The organism is Bythopirellula superficialaquae, from assembly GCF_059632245.1.
This window is the reverse complement of the sequence record NZ_CP197426.1, coordinates 4,272,044-4,288,494: the sequence shown is the minus strand read 5'-3', so window position 1 is coordinate 4,288,494 and position 16,451 is coordinate 4,272,044. Positions and strand designations below refer to the sequence as shown.

At 55.1% G+C, this 16,451-nt stretch carries 16 protein-coding genes; 12 read left to right on the top strand and 4 right to left on the bottom strand.

From position 1 onward, the window contains the following. Positions 1-14 precede the first annotated feature (14 nt). Complete coding sequence (locus SH678x_RS17735) at positions 15-1,013, top strand: 3'(2'),5'-bisphosphate nucleotidase (protein ID WP_496919788.1); 999 nt, start codon at positions 15-17, stop codon at positions 1,011-1,013. 2 nt (positions 1,014-1,015) lie between these two features. Here the strand turns inward: SH678x_RS17735 and SH678x_RS17730 are convergent, their stop codons facing one another. Further along, positions 1,016-2,239: a hypothetical protein gene (locus tag SH678x_RS17730; RefSeq protein ID WP_496919787.1), complete on the bottom strand. Its 1,224-nt coding sequence runs from the start codon at positions 2,237-2,239 to the stop codon at positions 1,016-1,018. Between the two features lie 340 nt (positions 2,240-2,579). Between SH678x_RS17730 and rpsB the strand changes: the two genes are divergently transcribed. The 6 genes from rpsB to SH678x_RS17700 all read left to right on the top strand — a co-directional run bounded on the left by rpsB (position 2,580) and on the right by SH678x_RS17700 (position 9,341). Then, on the top strand, positions 2,580-3,335 hold the full coding sequence (rpsB, locus tag SH678x_RS17725; RefSeq protein ID WP_496919786.1) for a 30S ribosomal protein S2: 756 nt from the start codon (positions 2,580-2,582) through the stop codon (positions 3,333-3,335). 116 nt (positions 3,336-3,451) lie between these two features. Next, complete coding sequence (gene tsf, locus SH678x_RS17720) at positions 3,452-4,303, top strand: translation elongation factor Ts (RefSeq protein WP_496919785.1); 852 nt, start codon at positions 3,452-3,454, stop codon at positions 4,301-4,303. A 158-nt stretch (positions 4,304-4,461) separates the two neighbouring features. Then, entirely contained in the window at positions 4,462-5,223 is a 762-nt protein-coding gene (gene pyrH / locus SH678x_RS17715) for a UMP kinase (RefSeq protein WP_496919784.1), read from the top strand. Positions 5,224-5,273: 50 nt separating this feature from the next. After that, entirely contained in the window at positions 5,274-5,834 is a 561-nt protein-coding gene (gene frr, locus SH678x_RS17710; protein ID WP_496919783.1) for a ribosome recycling factor, read from the top strand. Between the two features lie 201 nt (positions 5,835-6,035). Then, positions 6,036-8,000, top strand: coding sequence for a peptidylprolyl isomerase (locus SH678x_RS17705; RefSeq protein ID WP_496919782.1), 1,965 nt, complete (start codon positions 6,036-6,038; stop codon positions 7,998-8,000). 87 nt (positions 8,001-8,087) lie between these two features. Next, the gene (locus SH678x_RS17700; protein WP_496919781.1) at positions 8,088-9,341 is read left to right on the top strand and encodes an aminotransferase class I/II-fold pyridoxal phosphate-dependent enzyme; all 1,254 of its coding nucleotides are present in this window, start codon (positions 8,088-8,090) and stop codon (positions 9,339-9,341) included. A 2-nt stretch (positions 9,342-9,343) separates the two neighbouring features. Here the strand turns inward: SH678x_RS17700 and SH678x_RS17695 are convergent, their stop codons facing one another. Next, the gene (locus SH678x_RS17695) at positions 9,344-9,988 is read right to left on the bottom strand and encodes a DJ-1/PfpI family protein (protein WP_496919780.1); all 645 of its coding nucleotides are present in this window, start codon (positions 9,986-9,988) and stop codon (positions 9,344-9,346) included. 233 nt (positions 9,989-10,221) lie between these two features. Between SH678x_RS17695 and SH678x_RS17690 the strand changes: the two genes are divergently transcribed. The 4 genes from SH678x_RS17690 to carA all read left to right on the top strand — a co-directional run bounded on the left by SH678x_RS17690 (position 10,222) and on the right by carA (position 14,726). Next, a complete protein-coding gene (locus SH678x_RS17690; RefSeq protein WP_496919779.1) occupies positions 10,222-10,644 on the top strand; it encodes a GntR family transcriptional regulator in 423 nt (140 codons plus the stop codon). Further along, positions 10,641-11,567: an ABC transporter ATP-binding protein gene (locus SH678x_RS17685; protein ID WP_496919778.1), complete on the top strand. Its 927-nt coding sequence runs from the start codon at positions 10,641-10,643 to the stop codon at positions 11,565-11,567. The genes SH678x_RS17690 and SH678x_RS17685 overlap by 4 nt, the downstream gene beginning before the upstream one ends. Before the next feature lie 424 nt (positions 11,568-11,991). Beyond that, positions 11,992-13,260, top strand: coding sequence for a hypothetical protein (locus SH678x_RS17680; protein ID WP_496919777.1), 1,269 nt, complete (start codon positions 11,992-11,994; stop codon positions 13,258-13,260). Between the two features lie 317 nt (positions 13,261-13,577). Then, entirely contained in the window at positions 13,578-14,726 is a 1,149-nt protein-coding gene (carA, locus tag SH678x_RS17675) for a glutamine-hydrolyzing carbamoyl-phosphate synthase small subunit (RefSeq protein WP_496919776.1), read from the top strand. A gap of 26 nt (positions 14,727-14,752) precedes the next feature. Here the strand turns inward: carA and SH678x_RS17670 are convergent, their stop codons facing one another. Both SH678x_RS17670 and SH678x_RS17665 read right to left on the bottom strand, forming a co-directional pair. Continuing rightward, positions 14,753-15,121, bottom strand: coding sequence for a hypothetical protein (locus SH678x_RS17670; RefSeq protein ID WP_496919775.1), 369 nt, complete (start codon positions 15,119-15,121; stop codon positions 14,753-14,755). Positions 15,122-15,132: 11 nt separating this feature from the next. Further along, positions 15,133-15,936: a coiled-coil domain-containing protein gene (locus SH678x_RS17665; protein ID WP_496919774.1), complete on the bottom strand. Its 804-nt coding sequence runs from the start codon at positions 15,934-15,936 to the stop codon at positions 15,133-15,135. 159 nt (positions 15,937-16,095) lie between these two features. Here SH678x_RS17665 and SH678x_RS17660 point away from each other — a divergent pair, with 159 nt between their 5' ends. Beyond that, positions 16,096-16,449 carry a hypothetical protein gene (locus tag SH678x_RS17660; protein WP_496919773.1) on the top strand — a complete coding sequence of 118 codons (354 nt, stop codon included), beginning with the start codon at positions 16,096-16,098 and terminating at the stop codon, positions 16,447-16,449. The last annotated feature ends 2 nt before the right edge of the window (positions 16,450-16,451 follow it).

Sequence of the window (16,451 nt, the reverse complement as noted above, 5' to 3'; positions counted from 1 at the left end):
TCGGAAAGCCTGCCATGAATTCTCCCATCGATTGCTCCAAAGTTCGTTTCGCCATCGCCGCGGTTCGCGAGGCCTCGCTCTTGGTTCGCAGGGTGCAAAAGGAGATGGTCACTTCGGCCATCAGCAAGGAAGACAAATCGCCGGTGACCGTGGCCGACTTTGCCGCTCAAGCGTTGGTATCTAAGCGATTGCTGGAAACCTTTCCGGACATGGGATTTGTCGGCGAAGAAAATGCCGACTGGCTTTGTACTGAAGCCGGAGCCGACACGCTCGAGCAGATCACGCATTTTGTGCGAATCTTTGAGCCCGCGGCGACATCGCACGATGTATGCAATTGGATCGGTCGTAGCGAAGCAGAACCACGCGGCGAATTTTGGACCCTCGATCCTGTGGATGGCACGAAAGGCTTTTTGCGTGGCGATCAATACGCCGTGGCCTTGGCGTTTATTCGCGATGGAAAAGTGCGAGTTGGCGCGCTGGGGTGTCCGGAACTTGGTTCCGGAGTGACGTCCGACAAGGGTGGTCCAGGGACCGTGGTGGTGGCACGCTGGGAGAGTGGGAGTTTTGCCAGTTCGCTCGCCGATGATGAAGCGGCTTGGACAAAGCTCACCGTTTCACAGGAAAGCGACGTGACCGCCACACGAATGTTGCGCAGCGTGGAAAAAGCTCACACCGACACGGGCGGTATCGGAGAATTGGTGCGCGTGCTAGGCATCACGGCCGATCCCGTGCCGATGGATAGCCAAGCCAAGTATGCTGTCCTTGCTGCCGGCGGGGGCGAAGTCAATCTGCGGCTGATTTCGCCTTCAGCGCCCGATTATCGCGAACGGATTTGGGATCAAGCCGCCGGCTCGGTTTGCGTGGAAGAAGCCGGTGGTCGAGTGACCGATCTCGACGGTAAGCCCTTGGATTTTTCGCACGGGCGAACATTAGCCACCAACCGCGGCGTGTTGGCTACGAATGGTAAGTTGCACGATGCATTATTGGCCGGTCTTAAGCAGATCGGTGCGTGAGCTTAACGCCGCACGTTTTCTTCGGATGGCTCCGCCGCTGTTTGGGGTTCTGTTGCAGGTTGCGGCGTCGGTTCTTTCGCGAGTTTGAGATCGTCGATTTTTTGCTGGCGTTCTTCGCGCGTGGCGAGCACTTGCTCGACCGTGGGGCGTAATTCCGAAGATGCCAATTGTGTTTCAACAGTCTTGCGCAGTTCCGGATAATCATCGAGCAAGCCTTCGACCAACTTAGCGAGCATCAGGCCTTCGTGATCGGGCGTGTACATCCAGTGCAGCGGATGGGAATTGAGAAACACGTAGTAGCAAAAATTGCGTAGGTCTGCTTCGGCGAGATTATGAATCATGCCGACGATCTCGTCTGTCGTAGCCGAGCGGGCGTACTTGGCTCGTTTGTACTCGACAAAGAGCTCCCACATGAGCGACTTTTCGGGGAACTTGAGTTCACGAGATGCACGCGCATAGCGTGTGAGGGCTTCAAATTCTTCCGGCATTTGCTCGACAGTGTACGGCGAGGAGATGATCAACTGGCCGAAGTGATCGGTGAGGGAAAAAGCGATGTTCTTGGAACGAGTGCAGGTTTCGCGAGTGGCCTTTTCCACGCGGCCGATATCTTTCACACGATCGGCACGTACCAAGAGATCGATCAATGTTTCGATCATCCCTTGAAACTGCGGCTCGGCGAGAATTTCGGGGGCATCGGCCAGTGAGTTGGCCGTATCCACGGCGGCGGTGAGAAGGTTCTCGGGATATTCGTTGATGGCAATTTGTTCTTTGATCTCGCTAACGAATTGCTTCATGGCGTGATACTGCTCTCGATGTTTAAGCAGCACCAGTCCGCGGGTTGCTTCTTCGCTTACTTGATATTTGACCTTTTGATCGATACACAAGGAGAGCGTGTCCATTTGCTGAGCGAGCAGCTTTTGTAGTGCTTGGCCTTCCAGCTGCATGGCGGCGATACGGCGTTCCAGTTGCTCGGAGTTGCGCGTCATTTCGGCGCGGAATTCCTTGGTGCGCTCTTGAACGGCGTTGTCGATAAACAGTCGTGCCGCCCCCATCAAGCCGCTGATGCCGATGAAAGTAATCACGGAAAAAACGATAGTTGAACGCCGGTTGCGTCGGTCTTCACGCTCCACCAACTCGGCGTTGGTAGTGTTCGCGGCTTTCTCGACCAGATAATCGATTAGCTCGCGGCCCTGGAGAACGTGTTTGGTGGTTGGCTCGAGATCCATGATTGAACTCACGATGAAACGGAGCGTGGCATTCAGGTTGAATGAAAGGCGGCGGGAGATTAGCAGGACGGCGCAACCAGGGTAAGGCCAACCAATTGGGTATAAACGTGCTGGCAAATGCTGCTAACTGCTTATTGCTGCGAGGATTACGCTCGGTGGTCGGCCGTTGACGGTGGCTGCCAAAAGCGATAAACTACGAGGCTCAAATGGCTTGAACGGCCCAAGCCAAGCGAAGTACCAACAATTGGCCGAGTATTGACCTAACGTCGGACGCCCTGTGGGGTTCCTGGCTACATAAGCCGGGTCTCGCTTTGGAGACATAGCCGATGTGCCTTGGAGAATGAATTTGTCTACGACTCTCGTGAAGGAATTGGTTGAGTCCGGCGTGCATTTCGGACACCGTTCGAGCCGCTGGAATCCCAAGATGCGGCCATACATCTATGCCCGCCGCAATCTGATCCACATCATCGACGTTCGCGAAACCATTCGCGGTTTGTTACGAGCCAAGAAATATCTGTCTGACGTCGCGACCCACGGCAGCTTGATTTTGTTCGTGGGTACGAAGCGCCAAGCGGGCGACACGATTCAAAAAGCGGCCGATCGTTGTGGCATGCCTTACATCAACGACCGTTGGCTGGGCGGCACGCTCACCAACTTCCGCACGATTCGCAGCCGGCTTACGCGGTTGGAAGAACTCGAGCGCATTCGTGAATCCGAAGAGATCAACGCGTATTCCAAGAAGATGCAATCGGCGCTCAATCGCGAATACGAAAAGATGTTCCAAAATCTCAACGGCATGCGGACCATGAATCGCTTGCCCGAATGCATGGTCGTGGTCGACCCGAAAAAGGAAAAGAACGCGGTCAAGGAAGCTCGCAAGATGGGCATCACCACGGTCGCGTTGATCGACACCGATTGCGATCCCGACATGATTGACCTACCGATTCCAGGCAATGACGACAGCATGCGTTCGATCGATTTGATCGTTAACCAACTGGCTGACGCGATCGCTGAAGGCAAGGCTAAGACTGCCGTCCAGCAGCAACAGCAGGCGGAAGGCGCGGATGCCAAAGCCAAGGCTACGGCCACGGCTTAATTGCGACGGCCGATGAAGGGCGATTTCTTGTGAGGGCATGATTCGCCAGGCGCTCATTCTTCGGCCATAACCGGCAACACAATTCACTAGCAAAATCATTTACGAGGAGTATTTCCATGCCAGAAATCACCGCAGCCATGGTGAAGAAGCTGCGCGATGAAACGCAGCTACCGATGATGGAATGCAAGGCCGCGTTGGCCGAATCCAATGGCGACATGGAAGCCGCGAAGCGTAAGTTGCGCGAGCAAGGCAAGCAGTTCATGGGCAAGCGCCAAGACCGTACGACCGAAGAAGGTCGCATCGGCGTGTTCGCGAGCATCAAAGATGGCGTTGGCGCGATGGTCGAACTTCAATGCGAGTCGGCTCCCGTGGCCTCGAACGAGGAGTTCATCCAGCTGGCCGAAGATTTGGCCAAGCAATTGGCGACTGGCCCCGGCGCGAAGACCGACGAAGAGTTGTGGAAGCAACCCTCGCCGAGCCGCAAAGGCATGACGCTCGAAGATCAACGCGATGAACTTCAGAACAAGATTCGTGAAGTGTTTCGCATTGCTCGGTTGGAGCGATTCGATGCCCCCAGCGGAGGCTTCGTGCACATGGCCAAGATCGGCGTGCTGCTGGAAGTCGAAGGTGGCAGCGACGAGTTGGCCAAGGACGTGAGCCTGCACATTGCGGCCATGAGCCCCAAGGCAACGACCAAGGAGGATCTCGATCCAGCCGTCGTCGACAAGGAGAAAGAATTGCAAAAGGACCGTGCACGCCAAGAGGGCAAGCCCGAGAACATCATCGAAAAGATGATCGAAGGCCGGATGCGGAACTTCTATGCCGAACACGTTCTGGAAGAGCAACCCTATGTAAAGGACGAAAGCCAGACCGTCGGCAACGTCGCCAAGTCGGGCGGCATGAAGCTCAAGCGCTTCATCCGGTGGCAATTGGGCGAGACGAACGCCCCTGCCGACAGTCCGGCGTAGTTGAATATTTACAAGCCCAGGGCTTTGCCGCCCTGGGCTTTTTTTATGGTTTGATTTTCAGGGCTCAATTTTTTGTGGCGAAACACTCCTAGTCACAGGGGCCTGTTTGCTAGAAAATCTCCCAAACGAACACTTATTTTCAGCCGATTGGTGAACTGATGTCGGAATCAACAAATTCCTCGGGTGGCCCTTATCGTCGCATCGTTCTGAAGCTTTCGGGCGAGAGCTTTGCTCCCCAGGGCGAGCGTGGCATCAGCATGGAAGAGGTGGTGCACATTGCCGCGCAAACCTACCGCGCGATGCAGCAGGGGGTGCAAATTGCCATCGTCATTGGCGGTGGTAATATTTTGCGAGGGGCCCAATTCACGGCGGGCAACTCCAGCATCCAGGAAGCGACCGCCCATTACATGGGCATGTTGGCGACTGTGATCAACGGCCTCGCTTTGCAAGACGCACTGGAATCGCTCGGCTGTCAAACTCGCCTAATGAGCGCCGTCAAAATGGATGGCGTGGCTGAGCCCTATATCCGTCGCCGCGCGAAGCGTCATTTGGAAAAAGGCCGCATCGTGATTGTGGCGGGTGGCACGGGAGCTCCCTTCGTAACGACCGACACCGCGGCGGCGCAGAAGGCCCTCGAGGTCGAAGCCGACATCTTGATGAAGGCCACGCGCGTGGAAGGGGTTTACAGCGAAGACCCCGAAAAGAATCCTCACGCGGTGTTGTTCCGGCATTTGACGTTCCAGCAAGTTCGCGATCAAAACTTGCGCGTGATGGACCCCACGGCGATCGCCCAGTGCATGGAGCACGATCTGCCGATTCTGGTGTTCAACTACCGCCACGACGGCAACATCGAACGCGCAGTCCGCGGCGAAAAGATTGGAACATCCGTTTCCAGTCGCAAAGAAGCCGTTACGACTTGATCTCACTTATCGCTTACTCCTAGACCCTGACCCCTAACCCCTTATTCGAAATGACGAACGACGAAATACTTCTCGATACCGAAGAGCGGATGGAAAAGGCCATTACCAAGCTCAAGGAAGATTTGAACGGCATTCGCACCGGCCGCGCGAATCCTGGTTTGGTCGATACTTTGCGCGTGGACGTCTACGGTTCGCAGACGCCGATCAAACAAATTGCCTCGGTGAGCGCCCCCGAGCCGCAGCAAATTGTCATTCGCCCGTTCGATCCTTCGACGATCAAGGACATCGAAAAGGGGATCATTGCCAGCGATTTGGGCCTGACGCCGCAGAACGATGGCAAAGTGATCCGCTTGAACATCCCCGCCCTGTCGGGCGAAGTTCGCAAGACGATGGTGAACCGCACGAAGGAACTTGCAGAAGAAGCCAAGATTGCGATTCGCAACGTCCGCCGTGACGGCAACAAGCACGCCGATCAGGCTCAAAAAGATAAGACAATGACCGAGGATGATTGTGAATCTTTGAAGAAGGAAGTTCAGGATCTCACGAAGAACTACGAAGATCAGGCCAACGCGCTGGCGAAAGCCAAAGAGACAGAAGTCATGGGCGGGTAGACAAATCCGAAATGTCGACTTCAGTTTGCGGAATCGACTAACATTGAGTTATCAACTCATCGCTTGCTAGCAGCTAGCAAGCGATTTCTCTTGTCGCATTTGGTGTGTTAGGCCATACTCCTCGGCAACACCCGTTATCTACGCGTATACCCGACGCGCGTTGACCCAATTTTATTGCCTTCGGTTTATGGAGAAACCGCGATGTCTATTTCGGAGACGATCCGCACGGATGCCGATGTTCGTCCCTTTACGACCCGTTTGAAAGTTTGGCTGTGGCGTAATCAAATCGCTTGGATCATTGCCGCGGCAGTGATCTTGGTCGCTTGTTTGAAATTTCGTACGACAGACGGAACGCAATCCGCCAAAGCCGCGGAGCCAAGTGCGGCGACAAAGACCGCGCAGTCGGCGCAAGCCGACGGCAACGTGCCACGCCCCGAGCCGCCGCAGCACGACGTGATGGCCATCGTCAACGGCAAGGACATTAGCCGCGTCGATCTGACAAATGCCTGCGTGCAGCGTCATGGCGAAGACGTGCTCGAAAGCTTGGTGAACAAGCGGTTGATTCTTAATCACTGCGAAAAACGCGGCATCGCGATCACCAACGAAGACATCTCCGCCGAAATTGACCGCATGGCTAAGCGTTTTCAACTTTCTCGCGAGCAGTGGTTCGAGATGCTTGAGAAGGAACGCGGTATTAGTCCGCAGGAGTACGCTCGCGACATCGTGTGGCCAACCTTGGCCCTGCGGAAGTTGGCCGCTCAGGAAGTGAAGCCGACGCAAGAAGAAATCGACCAAGCCATGGAGCGAGATTACGGCGCGAGCGTGAATGCTCGTTTGATCGCCGTTAGTGATGCTGAACTGGCCAACAAGCTGCAGCAGCAACTGGCAACCAATCCCGAGTTATTCCCGCGCTTAGCGATTGAACATTCGATTGATATCAACTCGGCGAGCGTCGGTGGTTTGATCCAACCGATTCGTCGGTATTTGGGCGACCCCGGCATCGAACAGGCAGCCTTTGCCTTGCAGCCGGGCCAAATTTCCAACGTCATTCCCGTGGCCGGTCAATTTGTGATTCTCAAGTGTGAATCACACAACCCGCCGCGAACCGTCGATCGGGCAACCGTTGAAAACGCATTGGTCGAAAAGATTGCTGACGAGAAATTACGTGAAGCTTCGCACTCGCTGTTTGCTCAATTGCAAGCGTCGTCGACGTTGGTGAACGTCTACAACAATCCCGAGCTTCGCCAGACGATGCCGGGAGTTGTCGCCACGGTGAATGGCGATCGCGTTACGATGAAGGAGTTGGGCGACGAATGCCTCTTGCGACACGGCGAAGACGTGTTGGAAGCGGAAATTTCGCGCCTGCTGCTTGAACAGGAACTTAAGAAAAACAACGTGACTGTGACCGACGCCGATTTGAATGAGGAAGTTTGCCATGCGGCAGAACTCTCGGGCGTTGTCGACGCCAACGGCAAAGCGGACCTAGCGAAGTGGTTTAAGACCGTTACCGAAGAGCAGGGCCTCGAGAAAGACCAGTACTTGCAAGATGCCGTGTGGCCTTCGGCAGCACTGAAAAAGCTGACCGCCTCGACGGTCCAAGTCACCGAGAAAGACGTTCGCAAAGGCTTTGAAGCTAACTATGGCGAACGGGTTCGCTGCCGGGCGATTGTGTTGCCCACGATGCGCCGGGCTCAGGAAGTTTGGGATAAGGCTCGCCGTAATCCTTCGATTGAATACTTTGGCGATCTTGCCGAAGAGTATTCCATCGAACCGACCAGCAAGGCCCTGCGCGGCGAAGTGCCCCCCATCCAACGCTTTGGCGGCCAGACTCAATTGGAAGAGACCGCTTTCAAGCTGCAAGAAGGACAACTTTCGGGGATTGTCCAAGTCGGCGATAAGTTCCTGATTTTGCGTTGTGAAGGTCGCACCCAGCCCATGAATATCAAGGAAGACGAAGTTCGCGATATTCTGAGCCGCGATATCTATGAGAAGAAACTGCGCTTGGCCATGAGCGAAAAGTATGAAGAGATGCGCGAAAATTCGCGGATCGACAATTACTTGGCTGGCACGTCGCAGGCTCCTTCCGAGCGCACGGCCAAGAACAAGCAGGACGCGATGTTGCAGGACCCGGCAGTGCGTCCCACGGCTGGCAGTATGACTCGATAGCCGTAGGCCAAAAGAGTTTCGTGGCGAACCGGAATGCGATATATTTGGTCTGGTAGGAAACTTCGCTGTTTTTGCCAGGATCAAACTATGTCGACAGATGCCGGTTCCGAGCCTTTCCGCGTGCAAGTTGCCGACCGCGTGAAGCGGTTGCCGCCCTATTTGTTTGGGCGGATCAACACCATGCTCTACAACAAGCGTCGCAACGGCGACGACGTGATTGATTTGGGCATGGGCAATCCTTCGGACCCGCCGCAGGATTTGGTGATCGAAAAGCTCGCCGAGGCCGCCCGCGATCCGGATAACCACGGCTACAGCAAATCGAACGGCATCGTCAATCTTCGCCGCGAGGTGGCCGCCAAGTACAACAAGAAGTACGGCGTGCGGCTCGATCCCGACAAGGAAGTCATCGTTTGCTTGGGATCGAAAGAAGGCTTCAGCCACATGTGCCTGGCAATGATGGGGCCCGGCGACACAGCCATCGTGCCGGCGCCGTTTTTCCCCATTCACGTTTATTCCGTGGCATTGGCTTCGGGGAACGTGATCGCGCTCGAAGTGGCCGACAGCGAAAAGTTTCTTGCCGACATTGCCTATACCTGCGAGACGCTTTACCCCCGACCGAAGTTGCTGATCCTCAACTATCCTCACAATCCTTCGAGTGTGGTCATTGAGCAATCGTTCTTCGACGAAGTGGTGAAGCTTGCGAAGAAATACAACTTCGCTGTGATCAGCGATTTCGCGTATGCCGACGTTGCATTCGACGGTTATAAGCCCCCCAGCTTTTTGGCTTCGCCCGGCGCGGCGGAAGTCGGCGTCGAGTTCACCACGATGAGCAAGGGCTATAACATGGCCGGCTGGCGGGTCGGCTTCTGTGCGGGCAATGCCGAGATGATCGCCGCACTCGCCACGATCAAAGGCTACTACGATTACGGCATGTTCCAAGCGGTGCAGATCGCCGCGATTTTGGCGCTCCGTCACACCGATGCGGCCGTCGAGGAGCAATCGCTCATCTATCAAAGCCGCCGCAATGCGCTGTGTGAATCGCTGGCTCGGTTGGGATGGGAAGTGAAACCACCGAAGGCGGGCATGTTCGTCTGGCAAAAGATTCCCGAGCCCTGGCGGTCGCGGATGAGTACCATGGATTTCGCCATGATGCTGTTGGAAAAGGGGAACGTCGCGGTCAGCCCCGGCAGTGGGTTTGGTCCCGCGGGTGAGGGCTATTTACGGATGTCGCTCGTCGAAAACGAGGAACGACTGCGTCAAGCCGTGCGGCAAATCAAAGCCTGCCTCAAGGATGCCGATACGGCGTTCACGAATGCTCCGCCGGCGCCGGTGAGCGTTTAGGTTCAAGTTTGGTTATGGGCCTCTTTTCCCTCAATCGCAAACGGATCGTTATGGGGATCGCTGTTCCAAATGTATTCCGCGTAGACCGCGATTTGCTCCGCGGTTTGCTTGCCTTGGATGAGTTCGATGAGCCCCAAGGCCATGTCGGTGCCAGCGGAAACTCCCGAGGACGTGACATACTTTCCGTCGACGACCCAGCGAGCCCGGCATTGCCACATGACGGCATTCGATTGACTCGTCGCCCATGCGTAAGCCTGTTTGTTGGTCGTCGCCTTTCGCCCGTCGAGAATCCCGGTGCGTGCTAGAACGGCAGATCCCGTGCATACCGAAGTGGTCCACTCCGTTGCTTGGTCTTGCTGGCGGATGAATTCAAGCAGGATGGAGTTGTTGACTCCAACGCGTGTTCCTATTCCGCCCGGAACGAGCAGAATCTCAAACTGCGGCGCGTTTTCGAAGGAGTACTTGGCGACCGTCTCGACTCCTTGTGACGAAACCACCGCCTCGCCATGCTCAGAAACCATCGCGATTTCGTAATCAGGCATGTGGCCCCACATTTCGACGGGACCGAAGACGTCCAGCGTCTCGAAACGTGGAAACAGTACGATGCCGATCTTTTTAAGCGTAATGTTCAAGTTGTGCAGCCTCATGTTATCAGGCGACTGAGCCGTCGCTGTCGTAAGCGATCATCAATATAGCGTGGCCACCAAATCCGACTCGGCATTTTCAGTAACGATCGATGACTTAGCAGCTCATCGAAAAAAATCGGGAAAAGCCATCTCCACGGATATTGACACACTAAGACCAGTGTTATACAACAGTAGTCACTTGGGTTGTTTGTCTGATATTTTTCACGTGACGGCGGTCCTCAGCGGTTTTTCTTATGCTGATTCGCATCGAAAAGGGCTCGGCGGTTCCTATCTCCTCGCAAGTGGCCGAGCAGATCGCCACTCTGTGTGCGTCGGGCAAGCTTGTGCCGGGCGAGCGTTTGCCGTCGGTGCGTGAATTGGCCCGTGAATTGGCCGTCAATCAAAACACGATCCTGCGCGTCTACGAACGCTTGGTACGCGATGGCCTGCTCGAAATGCGGCATGGGCAGGGAACTTTTGTCGCCGAGGACATCGGCGGATCGACGCTTGTCGCGCATCGCAAGCGGCTGCTTGAAGAGTTGCGCCAACTTGCGCGGCAGGGCGTAGCGCTGGGGTTGGATTCCGACGACCTCCACGAACTTCTCACCGCGGCACTCGACGAAGTGCTGGCACGACATCTTTCAGATAGCAAGGCTCGAACTAAGGTGACGAAATGAGCGAACTGGCCATCGAGTTTCGTGACGTGCGTAAATCTTTCCGTCGCAAAGAGGTGTTATGCGGCACCACACTGCAAGTCGAGAAGGGGAAGACGTTCGCCTTTTTAGGTCGCAATGGCGAGGGCAAGACAACTGCCATCGGCCTGATGATGGGACTTCTGAAACGCGATTCGGGAGAGATTCGCGTTTTGAATCTCGATCCTGCCACGCACCCTGTGGAAGTGCGACGACGGGTCGGTTATTTGGCTGAAGATCAAACGATGTACGGCTGGATGCGTTGTGAAGAGATATTGCGATTCATGGCGCCGTTCTACCCGACATGGGACCATCAACTTGCTTTGCGGTATGCCAAGGATTTTGAAGTGCCGCTTGCCACGCGGATCAAGCATCTTTCCAAAGGTCAGAATGTGCGACTTGGTTTGGTGCTGGCGCTCGCGCATCGGCCGGAGTTGGTGATTCTCGACGATCCCGCGTTGGGGCTCGATCCGATCATGCGCAAACAATTCAATCGAGATCTGATTACGCATCTGCAGGGTGAAGGCCGCACGGTGTTTTACAGTTCGCACCTGCTGTACGAAGTCGAGCCGGTGGCCGACGAGGTGGCGATTCTCGATCATGGCGTGATTGTGCGGCATGCGGAGACGGAGGATCTGCGGCGAGACGTGAAGCAAATTTCCCTTAGTCGCGAGGCGGCGGGGATGCTGGCCCATCAGGCGAAAATCCTCGACCAACGTCCTGATGGGCCAGATTTGGCCCTTGTCGTCGAAGAAGCGGAAGCGATCGTCGCGGCACTTGAGCAAGAAGGTGTCGAGCATCGGGTGATCGATCTTAACCTGGATGAAATTTTCGAAGCCTACGTCGCGGGGAAAAGGTCTGACTCAGCCACGACTCAACGAGTCGCCGGGGCGGAGGTGATGGCATGAACTCCATTATATTTTTGACTCCGTTCCGTCATTCCCTGGCGACTTCCACGAGACCAGGGAATCCAGGCTTTGTGGCAAGGAACTGGATTCCCGCCTGCGCGGGAATGACGGCAGAAGCCAAAGGAAGTGTCAAATGAACTCAATTTGGCTGAGCTTGTTGTGGAAAGAGTGGCGCGAACAGCGGTGGAAGATGGCGTCGCTGACGGCCGTTAGCATCGGAACCCCGCTCGCCATCATTGCAGCGCTGTTTGGCATGGCTGATGTCGACATACCTGAGGCACTACTGGGTATTACAACAGCATTTTCGTTCGGGTACGCCCTGCTAGCGGGAATGTTTGTGGGGATGTCTGTCGCTGCCAGTGAGAACTCGCATCAAACCGCGCGGTTCCTGCAGGCTTGGCCGGTCCCGCCCTGGAAGGTTGCCTTGGCAAAAGTGTCGATCGCAATGATTGTGATCGCTTTGCCCATCTTGCTGCTGATGTCTTGCGTGTGGATATATATTTCTTTTCAAGACCCAGAATCTGTCCAACTAGCTATTAGGCAAAACTTTGTTGACTTTAAGTCGCCGTGGGGGCTGGGAAACCTATTTTTGGCTCGGACTATAGCGGGAATCTTAGGTACTTGGAGCGTATTCGTTTGGACTATTGCCGGAGGCGTCAACAGAATTGACGAAGTTCGTGCGGGAGCGATTTCATTCTTAATTGGTGCGGGTGCTTGGTGTGGCTTCGCGGGCTTGGGAGCCCTTGGCAATTATGCTGCGACTCTTGGATACGAAACTCAACAGTTTGTCCCGCTGGGACTTTTAGCAATCGCTGCTTTACCGGGTGGTCCCGGGATTGTTAATTCTTTCGTAGTTGATTCGGCAACACACGCCGGTCTAAGCTGGCTTGCCCTGGCGGCCAGCGCAATATTTGTTCACATACTTTTGTTGATCTGGTTCCTTAAGAGGTTTGGGCAAGCTCCTGCAAGACTCAAGCATGCTGGAACGAGTTGGGAATTGTTTTCCTATTCCACCGTATCAAGAAAGCCTTTTCGTTCAGGGATTGATGCGATCATTTGGAAACAAGTTCGCGAAATTGGACCCCTGGCCCTCCTAGCGGTCGTTGGGATTTGTAGCATCGCTCCACTTATCTATTGGGTAGATCACATGGATGGAGGGCTCAATCGGTTTGGCGATATCCTAGGCAGTCTTACGATAGCAGTTTCGATTTTAGTCGTCCTCGTAACAGGTATAGGATTGCTGTACGAAGACTACATGAGGGGTGTGGAGAATTTTTGGCGGTCTCGCCCGATAGATTTGAGTTTGTGGTTCTGGGTCAAATATCTGACGGGCATACTCGTTCAGTTGCTGGCCTTTCTGCCACTCATTGTGTTTTCCTACCGGCAGCTGGGATGGTCGGACGAGACCTTGTTGGCGAGTTGCTATGCGCTACTTTTATACTTACTGCTCTACTCCTTGGCACTTGCTTTTTATGCACTTGTACGCCAACCGATCTATGCGGCAATTCTGACCATTACTGCGATCATAGTTGGCTGGATATCGTTGGTGGTTTTTATTTTCCCGAATGGACAACCCACATTGCTCGGCAGCGTTGCAGGAGCTTTGCTTGCCATGTTGATACCAGTGGTGCTTGCCAGTTTGCTCGCCTGGCAGGCCGTCGTGCGGAATTGGGGCTGGAAGCAGCATCGGTAGCGTTATCCCCATGAGCCGCGATCAGACCTGATCGCCGGTGCCCCTGCGATTCGTCGAATCGCGGCTATTTTCAGCCCCTATAGAGAAGTGCTCCGATTCGCTAAAATGGAGCCGCGCTAAAAATAAGTCCGCGCAAAAAATGAGGGTCCTTGCTCGCCGGGGCAAGAACCCTCGAAATTTAGGCTGACCGGTTATGGTTAAACAACCGGAGACCCACAGCCTGTTTTGCGTATCGTCGCTCCCTTGCGGCGAGCTTAACGGCGAAATCGTTTTAATCATTCTCTTGGCCTCCTACCGTGTGCAGACGCCCCGCGCAAATGATACAACCCGCAAAACTGGCTCTCGAAGATGGCACTGTTTACACCGGCACGTCGATTGGCGCTGCTGGCGAAGTCGACGGCGAAGTCTGCTTCAACACGTCGATGACCGGTTATCAAGAGATTCTCACCGATCCGAGCTATCGTGGTCAGATCGTCACGATGACCTATCCCCAAATCGGCAACTATGGGGTCAATCAAAGCGACTACGAAAGCAGCAAGCCCCATCTGGCTGGCTTTGTCGTGAGGGAACATAGCCGCATCGAAAGCAACTTCCGCTCGGAAGCATCGCTCGGCGCGTTTCTGAAGAAGTGGGGCGTGGTGGCCATCGAATCGATTGATACCCGCGCGCTCGTGCGGCGGATTCGTTCGCAGGGGGCCATGCGGGGCGTGCTATCGACCATCGACATGGATGACGCCAGTCTGGTGGCCAAGGCAAAAGCAAGCCTGGGGCTGGTGGGGCGTGATCTCGTGCGTGAGGTGATCCCCACACAAGCAGCCGCATGGGATGATTCGGTAAGTGAATGGACGCATCTTGCCGGAAAGGGGGATGGTGGAAGGGGGAAGGGGGAAACGAATTCGCATTCTGCTCCGCATGTCGTCGCGCTTGATTATGGCATGAAGTGGAACATCCCGAGGCACTTGGTTGATCAAGGTTGCCGTGTCACGATCTTGCCGGGGACGGCGACGGCTCAGGACGTGCTTGCGCTTAAGCCGGATGGCGTGTTTCTTTCCAATGGGCCGGGCGATCCGGAACCGCTGGAATATGCGATCGGCACGATCCGCGATTTGCTCGGCAAACAGCCTGTTTTCGGCATTTGTTTAGGGCATCAGTTGCTGTCACTGGCCAGCGGTGCCAAGACATTCAAGATGAAATTCGGCCATCGCGGGGCCAATCAACCGGTTCAGCAATTGGGAACTGGTGTCGTGGAAATCACTTCACAGAACCATGGGTTTGCCGTGGACGAAGAGTCGCTCCCCGCGGATCTCGAAGTGACGCATCGCAGTCTCAATGATGGGACGATCGAAGGGGTGCGCCGACGGGACGTGGCCGCATTCAGCGTGCAATATCATCCCGAAGCTTCGGCGGGGCCGCACGATAGCCATTATTTGTTTCGCGAGTTTTTGGATGCGATGGCAAAGTCGTGATTGATTTCGCGCTAAGCCTCGAGCAGCTAGGAATCGCGCATCAGGAGCTCGATGATTTCGATGGCGGCGAGCGCTCGTTGGGGATCGCGAAGTTCTTCGTGCTCGAATTGTCGGGCGAGATCGGTCGAATAGCGCAAGTATTGCTCGCGGGATTCTTCGGCCAACTCCCAGCCAATTTGGCGAACCACTTGCGGCCAGAGCTGGCGGGCTTGCTCTAAAGAATCGGCATCGCCGCGAATGGCTTGGAAGACGACGTCGTCCAATTCTTCGAGCAGCAATTGCACTTCATCCGACTCGGCATGTAGAAAATGCGAGGGAGAATCGAGAGGGAGCGAATCCGCGCCGTTGGAATCGTGCGGACGGCCCCCGTGTGGTGCGTGGGGTCGATGGTTCATGGCGAGAGAGATTAATCCTGAATGTCGGCTGGGTCTTTACGTGATTCGCGGCGGGACAAAGCCCGCCGACGCAGCTCAGCACTCTTGGCGTGAGCTGCGCCGGCCGACAGGGGTGTGTTCGATTCGTGGGCACAATGGTCCACGGTGACGGCAACTTTTTCCAACTGGTCCGCGAGGAGTTGATAATATTTTTCTAGGTCGCCGCGCATTTCGCGGAATTCGTCCTTCCAAGTGTCATTGTCAGCGGAGGCCCGTGCTCGTTCGGTTTCCAAAGCAGCCTCCAGTTCGGTGATTCGCTGTTGGGCGACCTGGCGATCAATTTCCAGCTCGCCGTAACGAGCTTCCAAGTTTTCAAATTCTCGCAACTGCTCACTGTTTTCCTCCTCGAGTTGCTGAAGTTCTTCTTTGGCGGCGGCCAGTTGCTGCTCAAGCTGAATGGCTTGTTTTTGCAGCCCTTTTTCCGCGGTTTTGCTTTTACCAAGCGCGTCCTGGCGGAGGTCCAGCTCGGTCTCTTTGCGAGCAAGTTCGCTTTGCCATTGCGTGAGCTCCTCATGCAGTTTTTCAAGTGCGGAGAACGAATCGTGAATCCACGAACCGAGTTCCACCTGCTCGCTCTGGAGAACTTCCAGAGGTTGCAGTGCCGAATGCAACGATTCCAAAGTCGCGGGTGTCGACATGACGTTGATAAGGGTAACGTCGCAGCGTGAGCGTGCGGCAAAGGCGAGGAATAGCGTCAAACGACGTTGGAAAAGTCGGTCTGCGGCAAGGTAGGTGGGTACCGCAAGTGGAGTAGGTTGGCGAGCGTTGTTTTGCAACGTTCCGCCGAATGAAAAGTAGCTTACGTAGTTGGGAGAAGCAAAGAATTTCTCTGAAATAATTTTTGCTCAAAGCGGCCAGTGCCTGGTTCTAGTCAATCCGAACGCGAGAAGGTTAAATAGTGTTGTTGAAACGCCACATCATTCGTGCAAAATTCTATGCCCAGCAAATCAAAAAAGCGTAAGCGTCCGCAAGAGCTTACACCCTTGGAATCGAAGTCGAGCGATGCTATTACGGTCGCTTGGATGGTGACGATCACCACGCTGTTGTTTTGCAATCTAGCAATTGCGGGAGGTTATTATTTCTCGCGCCAGTATCCGGACGTCGCTGGGCTGCGGATGATGAAAGAGATGCTGCTGATGGCGGGCAGTGGTTTGGGCGCGATTTCGCTGGTGCTATTGCCGGTTGTTTATCGCGTCCGCAATGTCGTTCCTCCCACGGGGATCGCCGTGTTTGGAGCGTGTTTGGCGATCGCGCCGATCTTGGGGCTGATTTTGAGAAACTTGCAGTAACG

What these genes read in the sequence shown, in the direction of transcription:
- SH678x_RS17735 (WP_496919788.1), top strand. Translation starts at nt 15, where the DNA reads ATGAATTCTCCCATCGATTGCTCCAAAGTTCGTTTCGCCATCGCCGCG.
- SH678x_RS17730 (WP_496919787.1), bottom strand. Translation starts at nt 2,239, where the DNA reads ATGGATCTCGAGCCAACCACCAAACACGTTCTCCAGGGCCGCGAGCTA.
- rpsB (WP_496919786.1), top strand. Translation starts at nt 2,580, where the DNA reads ATGAATTTGTCTACGACTCTCGTGAAGGAATTGGTTGAGTCCGGCGTG.
- tsf (WP_496919785.1), top strand. Translation starts at nt 3,452, where the DNA reads ATGCCAGAAATCACCGCAGCCATGGTGAAGAAGCTGCGCGATGAAACG.
- pyrH (WP_496919784.1), top strand. Translation starts at nt 4,462, where the DNA reads ATGTCGGAATCAACAAATTCCTCGGGTGGCCCTTATCGTCGCATCGTT.
- frr (WP_496919783.1), top strand. Translation starts at nt 5,274, where the DNA reads ATGACGAACGACGAAATACTTCTCGATACCGAAGAGCGGATGGAAAAG.
- SH678x_RS17705 (WP_496919782.1), top strand. Translation starts at nt 6,036, where the DNA reads ATGTCTATTTCGGAGACGATCCGCACGGATGCCGATGTTCGTCCCTTT.
- SH678x_RS17700 (WP_496919781.1), top strand. Translation starts at nt 8,088, where the DNA reads ATGTCGACAGATGCCGGTTCCGAGCCTTTCCGCGTGCAAGTTGCCGAC.
- SH678x_RS17695 (WP_496919780.1), bottom strand. Translation starts at nt 9,988, where the DNA reads ATGAGGCTGCACAACTTGAACATTACGCTTAAAAAGATCGGCATCGTA.
- SH678x_RS17690 (WP_496919779.1), top strand. Translation starts at nt 10,222, where the DNA reads ATGCTGATTCGCATCGAAAAGGGCTCGGCGGTTCCTATCTCCTCGCAA.
- SH678x_RS17685 (WP_496919778.1), top strand. Translation starts at nt 10,641, where the DNA reads ATGAGCGAACTGGCCATCGAGTTTCGTGACGTGCGTAAATCTTTCCGT.
- carA (WP_496919776.1), top strand. Translation starts at nt 13,578, where the DNA reads ATGATACAACCCGCAAAACTGGCTCTCGAAGATGGCACTGTTTACACC.
- SH678x_RS17670 (WP_496919775.1), bottom strand. Translation starts at nt 15,121, where the DNA reads ATGAACCATCGACCCCACGCACCACACGGGGGCCGTCCGCACGATTCC.
- SH678x_RS17660 (WP_496919773.1), top strand. Translation starts at nt 16,096, where the DNA reads ATGCCCAGCAAATCAAAAAAGCGTAAGCGTCCGCAAGAGCTTACACCC.